The following is a 15,008-nucleotide window of genomic DNA, read 5'->3' as shown; positions in this document are numbered from 1 at the left end:
CTACAGCTTCACCCCGGTCAGCACCATGACGCGCTGCTCGGTGTAGTCGTCCATGGCGCTGCGCAGCCCTTCCCGCCCGACACCCGACCCCTTCACCCCGCCGTACGGCATCTGGTCGGCCCGGTACGACGGCACGTCGCCGATGATCACCCCGCCGACCTCGAGCGTCCGGGACGCGAGGAAGGCGGTCTGCAGGTTGTGGGTGAACACGCCGGCCTGCAGCCCGTACGCGGAGTCGTTGACCGCGGCGAACGCGGCCTGGGCGTCGGTGACCGGGGCGACCACCAGCACCGGCCCGAACACCTCCTCGGTGCAGACCTTGGCCGACGACGGCACCCGGCTGAGCACGGTCGGCGGATAGGTGGCGCCGTCGCGCCGCCCGCCGACCTCGATGCTGGCTCCGGCGGCGACCGCCTCGTCGACCCACGTCTCGACGCGTTCGGCCGCCTCGACGGACACCATCGGCCCCACGTCGGTCAGCTCGGAGGCCGGGTCGCCGGTGCGCAACTCGTCGACGGCCGCGATGAGGCGGGGCAGGAAGCCGTCGTAGAGCCATTCGTGCACGTACACCCGTTGCACGGCGATGCACGACTGCCCGGCCTGGTAGTTGGAGAACGTGGCGATGCGGTGCGCGGCGAAGGTCAGGTCCCCGTCCGACGACCAGTCCTCGCAGATGACCGCCGCGGCGTTGCCGCCGAGTTCCAGGGTGACGTGCTTGTCGGGGGCGGCCCGGCGGATGGCCGCGCCGACCGGCCCGGAGCCGGTGAACGACACCACCGGCAGCCGTGGGTCGGCGACGAGTTCGGCGGCGCGCTCGTTGGGCAGCGGCAGCACCGAGAACATCCCCTCGGGCAGTTCGGTCTCGGCCAGGATCTCGCCGAGCAGCAGCGCGGAGAGCGGGGTGGCCGGGGCCGGCTTGACCACGATGGGGGCGCCGACGGCGATGGCCGGGGCGACCTTGTGCGCGACCAGGTTCAGCGGGAAGTTGAACGGTGCGATCCCCAGGACGGGGCCGCGAGGCACCCGCCGGACCAGCGCGATGCGCCCGGTGGCCGCCGGGTCGGTGTCCAGGCGTTGCAGCTCACCGGAGAAGCGTCGGGCCTCCTCGGCGGCCCAGCGGAAGGTGGAGACCGCACGGCCCACCTCGGCCTTCGCCCACTTCACCGGCTTGCCGTTCTCGGCGGTGATCAGGGCGGCGACCTCGTCGGCCCGTTCGGCCAGCCGGCGGGAGACGTGGTCGAGGGCCGCCGCGCGGGCGTGCGCGGGCAGGGCCGCGGCCGCCGCGGCCACCCCGGCGGCTGCCACGACGGCGGCTTCGACCTGGTCGGGCGTGGCGAGGGTGGTACGGCCCACCGTCCGGCCGTCGTACGGGTGGGTGACGGTCAGCTCACCCTCGCCGTGGGCGGGGCGGCCGGCGACATAGAAGGCTCTCGGCTCCACGCTCGGCAGCGTAGACCACGCAGGCCCTAGCGGAAACAGTTGCCCAAACCCTTGTCTGCCTCGGATTCAGTAGCGAAGATGGCAGTCAGATTGCGATAACCTCCGCTGACCTTCCCCTCGGCCACCCCCTCGGAGACTTCTGATGAGCGATCAGCAGCAGCTGCGCAACTTCGTCAACGGCGAGTACGTCGACCCGGTGGACGGCGGGTACGCCGACCTGATCGACCCGTGCACCGGCGAGGTCTTCGCCCAGGCGCCGGTCTCCGGGGCGGCGGACGTGGACGCGGCGATGAAGGCGGCCGCCGCCGCGTTCGAGACCTGGCGGGACGCCACCCCGGGCGAGCGGCAGAAGGCGCTGCTCAAGCTCGCGGACGCGGTGGAGGCCCGGGCGGCCGAACTGGTCGACGCCGAGGTCCGCAACACCGGCAAGCCGCGCCAGCTCACCGCGGACGAGGAGCTGCCGCCGGCGGTGGACCAGTTCCGGTTCTTCGCCGGTGCCGCACGCCTGCTGGAGGGGCGCTCGGCCGGGGAGTACATGGCCGGGCACACCTCGTACGTGCGGCGCGAGCCGATCGGCGTCTGCGCCCAGGTGACGCCCTGGAACTACCCGCTCATGATGGCGGTCTGGAAGATCGCCCCGGCCCTGGCGGCCGGCAACACGGTGGTGCTGAAGCCGTCCGACACCACTCCGGTGTCGACGTTGCTGCTGGCCGAGATCGCCTCCGAGTTCCTCCCGCCGGGCGTGTTCAACGTGGTCTGCGGCGACCGGGACACCGGCCGGGCGCTGGTCTCCCACCCGACCCCGCAGTTCGTGTCGATCACCGGCTCGACGCGGGCCGGCATGGAGGTCGCCGCGGCGGCCGCGCCGGACCTCAAGCGGACCCACCTGGAGCTGGGCGGCAAGGCCCCGGTGGTGATCTTCGACGACGCGGACGTGGCGGCGGCGGCCGAGGCGATCGCGGTGGGCGGCTACTTCAACGCCGGCCAGGACTGCACCGCCGCGACCCGGGTGCTGGCCGGCCCGGGCATCCACGACGACTTCGTGGCCGCCCTCGCCGAGCAGGCCCGCAACACGAAGACCGGTGCGCCGGACGACGAGGACGTGCTCTACGGCCCGCTGAACAACGCCAACCAGCTCAGCCGGGTACGCGGCTTCGTGGACCGGCTGCCGGACCACGCGAACCTGGAGACCGGCGGCTCCCAGCTCGGCGAGCGCGGCTACTTCTACGCCCCGACGGTGGTCTCCGGGGTCCGCCAGGCCGACGAGATCATCCAGGACGAGGTGTTCGGCCCGGTCATCACCGTGCAGCGCTTCTCCGACGAGGACGAGGCGGTGCGCTGGGCCAACGGCGTCGACTACGGCCTCTCCGCCTCGGTGTGGACGAAGGACCACGGCCGGGCCATGCGGATGACCCGCCGGCTGGACTTCGGCTGCGTCTGGGTGAACACCCACATCCCGTTCGTCTCGGAGATGCCGCACGGCGGCTTCAAGCACTCCGGGCACGGCAAGGACCTCTCGGTCTACAGCCTGGAGGACTACACCCGGATCAAGCACGTCATGCACAACATCGAGGGCTGACCGATGTCGAGCGAGGAACTGCACAAGCGCCGCGGGGCGGCCGTCGCCCGCGGCGTCGGCAGCACGATCACCTCCTACGTCGACCGGGCGGGCGGTGGGACGATCACCGACGTCGACGGGCGGGAGTGGATCGACTTCGCGGCGGGCATCGCGGTCGCCAACGTGGGAAACGCCGCCCCGAGGGTGGTCGAGGCGGTACGCGCGCAGGTCGAGCGCTTCACCCACACCTGCTTCATGGTCGCGCCCTACGAGTCGTACGTGGCGGTCTGCGAGCAGCTCAACGCGCTGACCCCGGGCGACTTCGACAAGCGCTCCGCGCTGTTCAACTCCGGCGCGGAGGCGGTGGAGAACGCCGTTAAGATCGCCCGGCACGCCACCGGGCGGCCGGCCGTGGTGGTCTTCGACCACGCGTACCACGGCCGGACCAACCTGACCATGGCGCTGACCGCGAAGAACATGCCGTACAAGCACCGGTTCGGGCCGTTCGCCGGGGAGGTCTACCGGGTGCCGATGTCGTACCCGCTGCGCGACGGCGGCCTCGACGGGGCGACCGCCGCGGCGCGGGCCGTCGAGATGATCGAGAAGCAGGTGGGCGCCGAGAACGTGGCGGCGCTGCTGATCGAGCCGATCCAGGGCGAGGGCGGTTTCGTGGTGCCGGCCGAGGGGTTCCTGCCGGCGCTGCGCGAGTGGGCGACCGCCGCCGGGGTGGTGTTCGTCGCCGACGAGATCCAGACCGGCTTCTGCCGCACCGGCGACTGGTTCGCCTGTCAGCACGAGGGCGTCGAGCCGGACCTGGTCACCCTGGCCAAGGGCATCGCGGGCGGGCTGCCCCTCGCGGCGGTGACGGGCCGGGCCGAGTTGATGGACGCGGTGCACGTCGGCGGCCTCGGCGGGACCTACGGCGGCAACCCGATCGCCTGCGCGGCCGCGCTGGCGGCCATCGAGACCATGCACGAGCTGGACCTGGCCGCCGCCGCCCGGCGGATCGGCGCGGTCATGGTCGAGCGGCTGCGCGCCATCGCCGCCCGCGACCCGCGCGTCGCCGAGGTGCGCGGCCGCGGCGCGATGCTCGCCGTGGAGATCGTCCAGCCCGGCACGCTGACCCCGGACCCGGCCGCCACGGCGGCGATCTCGGCGGCCTGCCACGCAGCCGGGCTGCTGACCCTCACCTGCGGCACCTACGGAAACGTGCTGCGCTTCCTGCCTCCGCTCGTCATCTCCGACGACGAGCTGGCCCGGGGCCTGGACATCCTGGACGCGGCCTTCGGCTGACCGGCGGTCAGCCGGTGTACGTGGAACACCATGGGTCTCGATCCCCCCAGGAGCGACCCATGGTATTCCACCCCAGCCGCCCATCCACTCCTCGACGGTCCGCCACACCGCGACGACACCGTCGATCCGCTCCTCCTGCAGCGCCGCGACCTCGCTGACGAACGCCGGCACGGCGTCCCTCCGACACGTCCAATCCTCCACAGGGCTCCCCGCCACCCCCATCCTGTTCTATAGTCCTACTGTCGTAGGACAATAGAAGGGCGTCGCGTGATCGAGTTCGTACTGGACGGCCGGTCCAAGGTGAACACCTATGTGCAGCTGATCCAGCAGGTCAAACAGGCCCTGCGGGTGGGGCTGCTGACGCCTGGCGACCAGTTGCCGAAGGTCCGCGACGTCGCGCAGTCGCTGGCCATCAACCCGAACACGGTGCTGAAGGCGTACCGCGAGCTGGAGATCGAAGGCCTGGTCGAGGGACGCCCCGGCGTCGGCACCTTCGTCCGTCGGACCCTCGCCGGCTCGTCGCTGGCCGATCAGGCCGAGCTTCGTGCGGAGCTGGTGGCCTGGCTGCACCGCGCCCGCGCCGCCGGGCTAACCCCGGAAGACGTCACCGCCCTGGTCGAGACCACCATGCGGGCCGGCACGACGCGCGCCGAACCCGCCTCAGCAGGATGAGAGGACAGCCGATGGAGATCGCGCTGGAGGCCGAGCAGCTCGGCAAACGGTACGGAAGAACCTGGGCGCTGCGCGACTGCTCGCTGCGCCTGCCCGCCGGGCGGATCGCCGCCCTCGTCGGCCCCAACGGGGCCGGCAAGAGCACCCTGCTGCACCTCGCGGTCGGCCTGCTGCGGCCGGACGCCGGCACGGTGCGGATCTTCGGCGAAGCGCCGTACGCCCACCCGTCGGTGCTGCCGGAGATCGGCTTCGTCGCCCAGGACACCCCGCTCTACCGGGACTTCACCGCCGCCGAGCTGGTGGAGCTGGGCCGCCGGATGAACAAGCGCTGGGACGGGGCGCTCGCCCGCAACCGGCTGGCCCAGCTCGGCATCCCGCCGAAGCTGCCCGTCGGCAAGCTGTCCGGTGGCCAGCGGGCGCAGGTCGCGCTGGCGCTCGCACTCGCGAAGCGGCCCCGGCTGCTGCTCCTCGACGAACCGGTCGCCAGCCTCGATCCGCTGGCGCGCCGGGAGTTCCTGCAGTCGCTGATGGGCAGCGTCGCCGACTCCGAGACGACCGTGCTGCTCTCCTCGCACCTGCTGGCCGACTTGGAACGGGTCTGCGACTACCTGGTCGTGCTGCAGGCCGCCCGGGTGCACCTGGTGGGCGCGGTCGACGACCTGGTCGCCGCACACCGGCAGCTGGTCGGGCCCCGGCACGGCGGCGAACCGATCGAGGGGGTCGACGCCGTGGTCCGGGCGAGCCACACCGCCCGGCAGTCAACGCTGCTGGTCCGTACGAACGGCGGTGCCCTTTCTCCGGAGTGGACGGTGCACGACGTGACGCTGGAGGACCTCGTGCTGGCGCACCTCGCCGAGGGCGAGACCACCACGAGCCACGCGGCCTGGGAGGTGCCGGCATGATCTGGCTGGCCTGGCGGCAGCACCGCAAGCAGTTGCTCTTCACCCTCCTCGGCTTCGCCGCGCTGGCGGCCCTGATGGTCCCGATCGGCCTGTCGATGCGGCACAGCTTCACCGAGCTCGGGCTGCCCGACTGCGTCAGTCAGCTGGCGCGTTCGGACGTCGACCAGGCCACCGCGCACGGCTGTGAGTCGGGGTTCCACCAGTTCACCAACCGGTACGCCAGCTTGAACCTGGTGGCGGTCCTGCTCGTCGTCCTGCCGGTGATCGTCGGCCTGTTCTGGGGCGCCCCGCTGGTCGCCCGGGAGGTGGAGCAGGGCACGCACCGGTTCGCCTGGACGCAGGGCGTCGGCCGGACACGGTGGGCCCTGGTGAAGTTCGGCCTGGCTGTCGTGGTCACGGTGACCCTGGCAATCGGCTACGGACTGGGCATGGCCTGGTGGGTCAGCCCGCTGACCCAGGCCGCGCATGAGGGCCGCCTCGGCTTCATCGTCTTCGACCTGCAGGGCATCGCCCCGATCGGCTACACCCTCTTCGCGGTGGCGCTCGGAATCTTCGCCGGCACCCTGTGGCGCCGGATGCTGCCCGCCATGGGCGTCACCCTGGCCGCGTTCATCGGGGTCCGGGCGGCGGTGGCGATCCTGGCCAGACCGCACTACCAGCCCGCCCGCACCCTCACCTTCCCGATCGAGGGGGCCGATCCGCTGCAGGAGGACCGGGGCAACTGGGTCCTCTCCAGCGGTGTGCGCGACGCCGACGGGAAGATGCTGGCGGCCGACACCCGGATCATGTGTCCGCAGGGCGGCCAGGCACCGGATGGCGGTCGATGCGGGGCTGATATCGGCGCCGGACCCGGCGCCTACAACTGGGAGCTCTACCAGCCGGCGGACCGGTTCTGGCTGTTCCAGTGGATCGAGACCGGCATCTTCGTCGCCCTCGCCGCCCTCCTGCTCTACCTCGCCGTACGCCGGATCCGCCGGATCGCCTGAGCGGCCCGGCCCTGCCCGGTGGAACGCCATGGCGCACCCGCCCTGGCGTTCCACCGGGCACCGGTCAGCGCAGCAGTTCGACGGTGTTGCGCCGGACCAGGTTCTTGCCGGGCTCCCGGATCAGGTCCATCGCCGCGGCGTTGAGCAGCACGCAACTGCCCGACGGGCCGGTCACCGTCACGGTCGCCGCCTTGCCGTTGTCCAGGTTGGTCACCCGCAGCCGGGTACCCACCGGAAACTGTCCGCTCGTGGCGGCCGGCGCCCCGCCCTCGGCCGAGAACGTGATCGCCCCGGCGCATGCGCTGCCGACGGGCGCGCCGCCGGGCTGGGCGTTGCCCGGCCGGGCCTCACCCGCCGGGGCGCCGCCACCCGGCCGGGCCGCGCCGGGCGCCGGGGCTCCGCCGTCCAGGCGTTCCACCACGTTGCGCCGGATCACGTTCTTGCCCGGCTCCCGAACAAGGTCCATCGCCGCGGCGTTGAGCAGCACGCAACTGCCCGACGGGCCGGTCACCGTCACCGTGGCGACCTTGCCGTTGTCCAGGTTGGTCACCCGCAGCCGGGTGCCCACCGGGAACCGGTCGCTGGTCGCCGCCGGCGCCCCGCCCTCCGCCGAGAAGGTCACCGACCCCGCACAGGGCGACTGCCCGGCGGGGGTGGTCTCCGCGAACCCCATCCCCGTGCCCACCGCGACGACCGCCGAGGCGGCCAGTGTCACGGTCGCCGCCAGCACGTGCTTGCGCTGCACCTTCACGTTGTCTCTCCCGTCGTCCGGTGGTCTCGTACGACGCCTGGTACGGACGGAAGGGCCGGACCGTTCAGCCGGGGCGGCAGATCACAACGGACCGTAACGGGTGTGCGGCGCTCCGGTGAGCAGCGCCCAGTACCGGTCGCCGTAGGACCAGTGCCACCACTCGGTCGGATAGTTCACGAGCCCCGCCCCGCTCAGCGCGGCCACCAGGACCTGCCGGTTCCGCCAGGCGCTCACCGGGATGTGCCGGGCCGCCGTGAAGCAGGCGTCGGCGCTCTCCTCGGGGGTGGCGTCGAGGGCGGTGCCCATCTCCAACTCGACCCCATCGGCGTCACAGAGGGTGAGGTCGACCGCGCCACCGGTGCTGTGCGGCGCCACCTCGACCGGCGAGACGAACTTGGTGGTCTCCCGGTGCAGCCGCTCCGCCGACCAGTCCGGGTAGCGCCGGCGCAGCTCGTCCCGGTAGCCGGTGAAGATGTCGAGCTGCGCCCGGTACGGCCGGTACCCCTCCACGACCAGCAGGCGCAGGCCGGCCGGCAGCGCGCGCTGCGCGGCCAGCAACCGGTCCGCGACCCCGCGCCGCACCCGGGCGTACGCCCCGGCGGGGTCGGCGGCCTGGCTGTCCAGCCGCAGCTCCGGCAGTTCCCGCAGGTCGACCAGCGGTTCGCCGTCGTCCCGGCTGGACACCGCCGCGACCCGGGGATCGGAGAGCAGGATCACGCCGCACCGCCTCGGGGCCGGGCCGCGTGCCGGGTGAAGGCGAGCGCGACCAGCCGGTCCACCACCTCGGGGTAGTCGACGCCGGACTCGGCCCACACCTTCGGATACATCGAGTGCGCGGTGAAGCCGGGCAGGGTGTTCAGCTCGTTGACGAACAGGTCGCCGGTCGTCTCGTCGTAGAGGAAGTCGACCCGGGCCAGCCCCCAGCCGCCGATCGCCGTGAAGGCCCGGACGGACAGCTCCCGGATCCGCTCGGTGACCTCGTCGGGCAGCGGCGCCGGCACGATCATCGGATCCGCGTCGCCGAAGTACTTCTGCCGGTAGTCGAACCAGCCGCCCGCGACCCGGACCTCGCCGACCGCCGACGCCTCCGGCCGCCAGCCACCGAGCACGCCGCACTCCAGCTCCCGGCCGGTCACCCCCTGCTCGACCAGCACCACGTGATCGTGCCGGAGCGCCTCCTCGACCGCCGCCGCCAGGTCGTCGCCCTCGGCCACCCGGGAGATGCCGATGGAGGAGCCCATCCGGGCCGGCTTGACGAACAGCGGCCGGCGCAGCCCGACGACCAGCTTCTCCGGGTCCTCCGCGGCCCGCCAGGCCGGCGCGTCGAACCAGACGTGCGGAGTGGTCGGGACCCCCTCGGCCCGCAGCGCCCGCTTCATCGCCACCTTGTCCATCCCGACGGCGGAGGCGAGGATGCCGCACCCGACGTACGGCACCCCGAGCGATTCGAGCAGCCCCTGCACCACGCCGTCCTCGCCGTACGGGCCGTGCAGCACCGGGAAGACCACGTCCAGCTCGGCGTGCATCGCCCCGGGCGCGTCGGCCGCGGTGACCGCGACCGTGCCGGCGCGCGCCCCGGCCCGCAGCTCCACGGCCGGGCCGGTCACCGGCAGCCGGTCGTCGATGGCCCGCCCGGCGCCCACGCTCCCGCAGCGCTCGGCCAGCACCGACTCCGGCACCAGCCGCATCCCGCCGGTGCGGGTGATCCCGAGCGCCACCACCTGGTGGCCCCGCTGGACCAGGGCCCGGGCGACGCCGAGCCCCGAGGCGCAGGAGACCTCGTGCTCCGCCGACGGGCCACCGAACAGGACTCCGATCCGAACCGCAGCGCTCACGCCGCCACCCCTTCCATCCGTGCCGGGTCGGCGACGGGTCCGGTCGCCAACCGGGCGACCAGATCCGCCTCGACATTGCCGCCGGTCAGCACCACGCCGACCGTCCGGTACCGCCCCCGCTCCCCGCCGTCGGGGTCGCCCGGGTGGGCCGCCAGCCGCAGCGCGCCGGCCAGCCCGGCCGCCCCGGACGGCTCGACGAGCACCTTCAGCTCCAGCAGGAGCAGCCGGAACGCCTCGGCGATCGCCTCGTCGTCGACCCGGACGACGCCCCGGACGGCGTCCCGCGCCACCGCGAACGGCAGGTCGCCCACGCAGCCCGGGCGGAGCCCGTCGGCGATGGTGGGCGCCGGGACGACCGGCGTCGGCCGGCCGGCGGCGAGACTGCGGGCCAGCGAGTCGCAGCCGACCGGCTCGACCCCGTACACCGCGATCGGGGTGCCGTGTGCGGCCAGGCAGGCTCCCGCCACGCCGCCGCCCCCGCCCACCGGCACCACGAGTGCGTCCAGCGGGGTGCCGGCGCGCTCCGCCTCCTCGATCAGCTCCAGGCTGGCGCTGCCCTGCCCGGCCACCACGTCCGGGTGGTCGTACGCGTCGACCAGGGGGTGACCGTCGGCGGCGGCGAACTGCCGGGCGGCGGCCAGCCGCTCCTCGACGGTGCTGCCGGCGAGGACCACCCGCGCCCCCGCCGCCCGGGCCCGGGCCACCTTGACCGGCGCGGCGTCGACCGGCAGCACCACGGTCGCGGCCAGCCCGTGCCGGCGGGCCGCCAGCGCCACCGCCACCGCGTGGTTGCCGGTGCTCTGCGCGACCACCCCGGTGTGGCCGGCCGCGGCGAGTCGGCCCACGGCCAGCATCGCGCCGCGCATCTTGTACGAGCCGCCGGTCTGGAGGTTCTCCGCCTTCAGCAGGATCCGGGCGCCGGCCAGCCGGTCGATCGCCGGGCTGTTCAGCACGGGGGTACGCACCACCCGGCCGGACAACCACCGGGCGGCCTCCTCGACGCTGGCCCGGTCCGGCAGGGCCGGGGCGTGGCTGGGGGACATGGTCTCTCCTTCTCGGTTGTGGTCGGTGCCGGCGCGGCGCGGCAGGTCGAACAGCCAACGCGCGCCGGCCGCCGTGAGCCCGCGGTGGACGGCCAGGCTGAGCGCCAGCACCACCGCGGTGAGCAGGACCGGGTAGGCGGCCATCAGCAGCGCCCGCCACGGTCGGTTCAGGTCGGCGACCGGGCCGGCCAGGAAGCCGTGCAGCAGCGCCAGCACCGGCATGTGGATCACGTAGATCGGCAGCGTCCGGCGGCCGAGCCGGGCGAGCGCCCCGCCGACCGCCCCGAGCCGGGCCATCCGGGCCGCGGCGGTGACCCCGAACGCCACCGCGACGACCGACACCAGCAGCCGGACGCCGGGCCGGCCTTCGGCCCCGGCCGTCGCCATGGCGGCCAGCGCGACGGCGTACGCGGTCCCGGTCGCGGCCAGGCGGCGGGTGGTCGCGCCCTCCGCCCAGCGCTGGAGGTACGGCCGCAGGTGCACGCCGGCCAGGAAGAACACCAGGTTCTGGTAGACCTGCCCCCGGTTGCCCGGGCTGTCCAGCAGGCCGGTGGCCGCCACGGCAGAGAGCGCGCCCGACGCCGCGAGCAGCACCGCCGGGTGGACCCGGCGCAGCGCCTTGGCCAGCGCGAAGTAGAGCGCCAGCGCGTACAGGTACCAGAGGTTGGAGGGTGTGACGGTGAGCTGGGCCAGCAGGCCGCCGAGGCTGGTGGCCCGGTCGGTTGGGAAGTCCGGTACGAGGGCCAGCAGGGCGGTGTGGATCAGCAGCCAGGTCGCGTAGAGGTAGAGGTTCCGGGCGATCCGGGGACGGCCGGCCACCCGCCAGGGCCGGGCGACGGCGTTCGCCGCGAAGATCCCGGAGAGGGTGAAGAAGAGCGGCATCCGCAGCGGGAGCAGTTGCTCGCCGAGCAGCCCCCAGGCGCCCGGCACGGGCAGGTCGATCCGCCAGTCGATCCGCAGGTAGTGCTTGACGATCACGTGCCAGAGCACCACGAGGATGATGCAGGCGCCCTTGGCCACGTCGGCCCAGACCACCCGGCCGGCCGGCGGCGCGGCCTGATCGGTACGGGTCGGCACGGGGTCTCCTCTCCGGCGGCGCACGCCGTCGGTCGCTTTCGGGCAGGTGGTATCGCGGGATGCCGCGAGGGCGGCTCCCGAAGGTCTGCGAGGGGTGGGTCAGCGCAGGGCGGGTAGCTGGACGTCGACCCGCAGGCCGCCGTCCTCGCCGGGGCGGGCGGCGATGATGCCGTCGTGCGCCTGGGTGATCGAGCGGGCGATGGCCAGGCCGAGTCCGGCCCCGCCGCCCTGGTTGGTCCGGTCGCGGGCCAGGCGCCGGAAGGGTTCGAAGAGACCGGCGACCGCCTCGCCCGGGACGGTCTGGCCGGTGTTGGTGACGGTCAGCGCCGGGTCCCCGCCGACGGTGACGGTGAGCCGGCCGCCCGGCCGGTTGTACTTGATTCCGTTCTCCACCAGGTTGCCGATCAGGCGTTCCAGCAGCACCCGCTCGCCCGGCACGATCCGGGGCGCGAGCCGGCTCTCCACCGTCACGCCGGCCTCGGCCGCCCGGTCCCCGTACGCGGCCAGCACGGTGGTGACGATCTCGTCGAGGCGTTGCGGGGTGGAGGAGCGCAGCCCTTGGTCGCTCTCGCTGAGCGCGAGCAGGCCCTCGATGAGCCGCTCGTTGCGCTCGTTGGTGGCCAGCAGCTGGGCGGTGAGCAGGTCGAGCTGCTCGCCGGTGAGCGACTGGGCCATGCCGACCTCGATCAGCGTCCGCTGCACCGCCAGCGGCGTACGCAGCTCGTGCGAGGCGTTGGCGGCGAACCGACGCTGCCCCTCGTAGCCGGCCGTGACCCGGTCCATCATGTCGTCGATGGCGCGGGCGAGCCGGGCCAGCTCGTCGCGGCCGCCCCGGCGGATCCGGTGACCCAGGTTCTGCGGCCCGAGGTCGGCGATCGGGTCGGCGAGGTCGCGCACCGGGCGCAGGCACCAGCGGGCCGCGCCCCAGAGCGCGAGCACACCGAGCAGGAGGAGCAGGAGTTCGGCCAGCTGGGGAAACACGGGGATGAGCGGGCGAGCCGGCTCGCAGATCACCACGCCGACCGCCCGAAGGTCGCAGAACTCCTCGGCCCGCCACCACAGCTGGCCGAGCAGCCCCTTGCCGAGGCCGGACGAGACGTAGCCGCCGAGCAGGGCCAGCACCCCGACCAGCAGGACGCGGCGGCGGGGGCTCACGCCGGCTCGCCGATCCGGTAACCGGCCTTCGGCACGGTGTGGATGACGGACGGCTGGCCGAGCTTCTTGCGCAGCGTCATCACGGTGACCCGGACCGCGTTGGTGAACGGGTCGGCGAACTCGTCCCAGGCCTGTTCCAGCAGTTCCTCGGCGCTGACCACGCCGCCCCCGGCGCGCATGAGCACGTGCAGGACGGCGAACTCCTTGGGGCTCAGGCCGAGCTGCCGCCCGTCCCGGGTGACCGTGTGCCGCGCCACGTCGAGTACCACCCCGTGCCGCTGCAGCACCGGCGGCACCGCCGGTACGGACCGTCGGCCCAGCGCCTGCACCCGGGCCACCAACTCGGCGAAGGCGAACGGCTTGGTCAGGTAGTCGTCGGCGCCCAGCCCGAGGCCGGCCACCCGGTCCCGGATCCCGGCGGCGGCGGTGAGCAGCAGCACCCGGGTGCCGGCGTCGGACCCGGCGAGGCTGCGGCACACCTCGTCGCCGGTGGCGCCGGGCATGTCCCGGTCCAGCACGGCCACGTCGTACCGGTTGACGCCGATCCGCTCCAACGCACCGTCGCCGTCGTAACAGACGTCGACCGCCATCGAGAACCGACGCAGCCCCTGGGCGACCGTGTCCGCCAGCAACCGCTCGTCGTCCGCCACCAACACCCGCACCGCTACCCGCTCCCCGTGCTTCCTCATCCGTCCCGCATACGGTCCCAGGCAGGAGTTAAGGGTTCCGTAAGCGCCGCCGGAGCAATCCTCCACGTCTGCGGATAGGCACAGATCCCGGTGGTGCCGTCTGGGCCTTTCGTCCCGTCCGGAGCGGCCGACGGCGGTCGAGGAGTGGGCCGGATCACCCGCGGCCAGTTCGTCGGTCCGCCGCTCCACCTCGTCGCGGAGCCGGTGGCCGCCCTCGAACTTGTCATTGACAAATTTGAAGGTGCCTTGGCGTTCGGCGGTGACCTGGGTCACCATGGGCGCGAGGAGGTCGCCGATGGCTGACCCGTGGCTCGCCCTGGAATTCGGTGCCGATCCGGCGGAGCGGATCGCGCAGGTCGGCGCCGCCCACGAAGCGTTCCTCACCGCCGGCGCCACCACCGGCCGGGTCCGCGACGTGGTCCGCCGGTCGTGGGAGCGGTCCGCGCTGCTCGACCCGGAGGCCACCGCCCCGGTCGACCTCACCGACGACGCGCTGGCGAGCTACCGGGCCGCCCACCCGCTGGCCCGTGTGCTCCCCCTCTTCCGCGACCTGCTCGGCGGGATCGCGCATGACGGTGCGCACCTGATGGCCGTCTGCGACGCGGACGGGCGGCTGCTCTGGGTGGAGGGACATCCGGGGGTGCTCCGGCACGCCGAGCGGATGAACTTCGTGCCCGGCGCCCGCTGGGACGAGGCCCACGCCGGCACCAACGCGCCCGGCACCGCCCTCGCCGTCGACCACAGCGTGCAGATCTTCGCCACCGAGCACTTCGTCCGGCCGGTGCAGCGCTGGACCTGCGCCGCCGCCCCGATCCACGACCCGGTCACCGGCCGGCTGCTCGGCGCCGTCGACATCACCGGCGGCGACCACCTGGCCACCCCGCAGAGCCTGGCCCTGGTCCGGGCCACCGCCCGGGCCGCCGAGGCGTTCCTGGCCGGCGCCACCCCCGCCGAACCCGGCGTGCTGCACGTCGCCGCCCTCGGCCGGGACGAGGCGGAGCTGCGTGTCGGCGGCCGGCGGATCCGGCTCGGCCGGCGGCACAGCGAGCTGCTGGTGCTGCTCCTCGACCACCCAGAGGGGCGCACCGGCGAACAGCTCGGCCTCGACCTCTACGGCGACGACCGGCTGCACCCGGTCACCCTGCGCGCCGAACTGTCCCGGCTGCGCCGGGCGCTCGGCGAGGAACTGCTCGACTCCCGCCCGTACCGGCTGCGGCCGACCGTCCGCGCCGACTTCCGTACAGTCACCGAACTGCTGGAACATGGCGATCCGGCCGGGGCGCTGCGGGCGTACCCCGGGCCCCTGCTGCCCGGGTCGGACGCGCCGGGAGTGGCGCGACTGCGCCGGCTGGTCGACGGCCAGCTCCGCGCGGCCGTGCTGGCCGCCGCGGACCCGGTGCTGCTCACCGCCTGGACCGCGACCCCCGCCGGGGCCGACGACCTCACCGCCTGGCAGGCCTTGGCGCGGGCGTTGCCGGCGGGCGCGCCGCGCCGGCCGCTCGCCCTCGCCCGGGCCCGCCAGCTCGCCGAGGAGTACGACCTGCCGCGCGCAACGTTGCTGCAACGTCGCGGAAACTAACGTCCTCCGCCATCCACCCCTGACGGAC

The 15,008-nt window shown here is 73.8% G+C and carries 14 protein-coding genes; 7 read left to right on the top strand and 7 right to left on the bottom strand.

What is annotated here, in order from left to right:
* On the bottom strand, positions 1-1,440 hold the full coding sequence (locus tag AB0F68_RS14815) for an aldehyde dehydrogenase family protein (protein ID WP_357337326.1): 1,440 nt from the start codon (positions 1,438-1,440) through the stop codon (positions 1-3).
* Between the two features lie 142 nt (positions 1,441-1,582).
* Between AB0F68_RS14815 and AB0F68_RS14810 the strand changes: the two genes are divergently transcribed.
* From AB0F68_RS14810 to AB0F68_RS14790, 5 genes are all read left to right on the top strand, one after another.
* On the top strand, positions 1,583-3,019 hold the full coding sequence (locus AB0F68_RS14810; protein WP_357337310.1) for a gamma-aminobutyraldehyde dehydrogenase: 1,437 nt from the start codon (positions 1,583-1,585) through the stop codon (positions 3,017-3,019).
* A 3-nt stretch (positions 3,020-3,022) separates the two neighbouring features.
* A complete protein-coding gene (gabT, locus tag AB0F68_RS14805) occupies positions 3,023-4,291 on the top strand; it encodes a 4-aminobutyrate--2-oxoglutarate transaminase (protein WP_357337305.1) in 1,269 nt (422 codons plus the stop codon).
* Between the two features lie 267 nt (positions 4,292-4,558).
* Complete coding sequence (locus AB0F68_RS14800) at positions 4,559-4,963, top strand: GntR family transcriptional regulator (RefSeq protein WP_357337303.1); 405 nt, start codon at positions 4,559-4,561, stop codon at positions 4,961-4,963.
* Between the two features lie 11 nt (positions 4,964-4,974).
* Complete coding sequence (locus AB0F68_RS14795) at positions 4,975-5,865, top strand: ABC transporter ATP-binding protein (RefSeq protein WP_357337297.1); 891 nt, start codon at positions 4,975-4,977, stop codon at positions 5,863-5,865.
* Positions 5,862-6,851, top strand: coding sequence for a transporter (locus AB0F68_RS14790; RefSeq protein WP_357337281.1), 990 nt, complete (start codon positions 5,862-5,864; stop codon positions 6,849-6,851). Before AB0F68_RS14795 ends, AB0F68_RS14790 begins: the two co-directional genes overlap by 4 nt.
* A gap of 64 nt (positions 6,852-6,915) precedes the next feature.
* On the opposite strand, the gene AB0F68_RS14785 is transcribed toward AB0F68_RS14790, so the two are convergent.
* The 6 genes from AB0F68_RS14785 to AB0F68_RS14760 form a co-directional block, all read right to left on the bottom strand.
* Positions 6,916-7,602 (bottom strand): hypothetical protein, encoded by a 687-nt coding sequence (locus AB0F68_RS14785; RefSeq protein ID WP_357337279.1) that lies wholly within the window; start codon positions 7,600-7,602, stop codon positions 6,916-6,918.
* Between the two features lie 81 nt (positions 7,603-7,683).
* Positions 7,684-8,319, bottom strand: coding sequence for a M15 family metallopeptidase (locus AB0F68_RS14780; RefSeq protein WP_357337277.1), 636 nt, complete (start codon positions 8,317-8,319; stop codon positions 7,684-7,686).
* Positions 8,316-9,437 carry a D-alanine--D-alanine ligase family protein gene (locus tag AB0F68_RS14775; protein WP_357337274.1) on the bottom strand — a complete coding sequence of 374 codons (1,122 nt, stop codon included), beginning with the start codon at positions 9,435-9,437 and terminating at the stop codon, positions 8,316-8,318. The genes AB0F68_RS14780 and AB0F68_RS14775 overlap by 4 nt, the downstream gene beginning before the upstream one ends.
* Complete coding sequence (locus AB0F68_RS14770; RefSeq protein ID WP_357337272.1) at positions 9,434-11,557, bottom strand: pyridoxal-phosphate dependent enzyme; 2,124 nt, start codon at positions 11,555-11,557, stop codon at positions 9,434-9,436. Before AB0F68_RS14770 ends, AB0F68_RS14775 begins: the two co-directional genes overlap by 4 nt.
* A gap of 99 nt (positions 11,558-11,656) precedes the next feature.
* Complete coding sequence (locus tag AB0F68_RS14765; RefSeq protein ID WP_357337270.1) at positions 11,657-12,712, bottom strand: HAMP domain-containing sensor histidine kinase; 1,056 nt, start codon at positions 12,710-12,712, stop codon at positions 11,657-11,659.
* The gene (locus AB0F68_RS14760) at positions 12,709-13,374 is read right to left on the bottom strand and encodes a response regulator transcription factor (RefSeq protein WP_357337786.1); all 666 of its coding nucleotides are present in this window, start codon (positions 13,372-13,374) and stop codon (positions 12,709-12,711) included. Before AB0F68_RS14760 ends, AB0F68_RS14765 begins: the two co-directional genes overlap by 4 nt.
* Before the next feature lie 171 nt (positions 13,375-13,545).
* Here AB0F68_RS14760 and AB0F68_RS14755 point away from each other — a divergent pair, with 171 nt between their 5' ends.
* Both AB0F68_RS14755 and AB0F68_RS14750 read left to right on the top strand, forming a co-directional pair.
* The gene (locus tag AB0F68_RS14755; protein WP_357337259.1) at positions 13,546-13,704 is read left to right on the top strand and encodes a hypothetical protein; all 159 of its coding nucleotides are present in this window, start codon (positions 13,546-13,548) and stop codon (positions 13,702-13,704) included.
* Complete coding sequence (locus AB0F68_RS14750; protein ID WP_357337257.1) at positions 13,697-14,980, top strand: GAF domain-containing protein; 1,284 nt, start codon at positions 13,697-13,699, stop codon at positions 14,978-14,980. Before AB0F68_RS14755 ends, AB0F68_RS14750 begins: the two co-directional genes overlap by 8 nt.
* Positions 14,981-15,008 lie beyond the last annotated feature (28 nt).

It is taken from the genome of Micromonospora sp. NPDC023966 (genome assembly GCF_040639095.1).
Lineage (GTDB): Bacteria > Actinomycetota > Actinomycetes > Mycobacteriales > Micromonosporaceae > Micromonospora.
The sequence above is the reverse complement of the archived record's forward strand: the minus strand, read 5'-3'. Positions and strand labels throughout refer to the sequence as shown.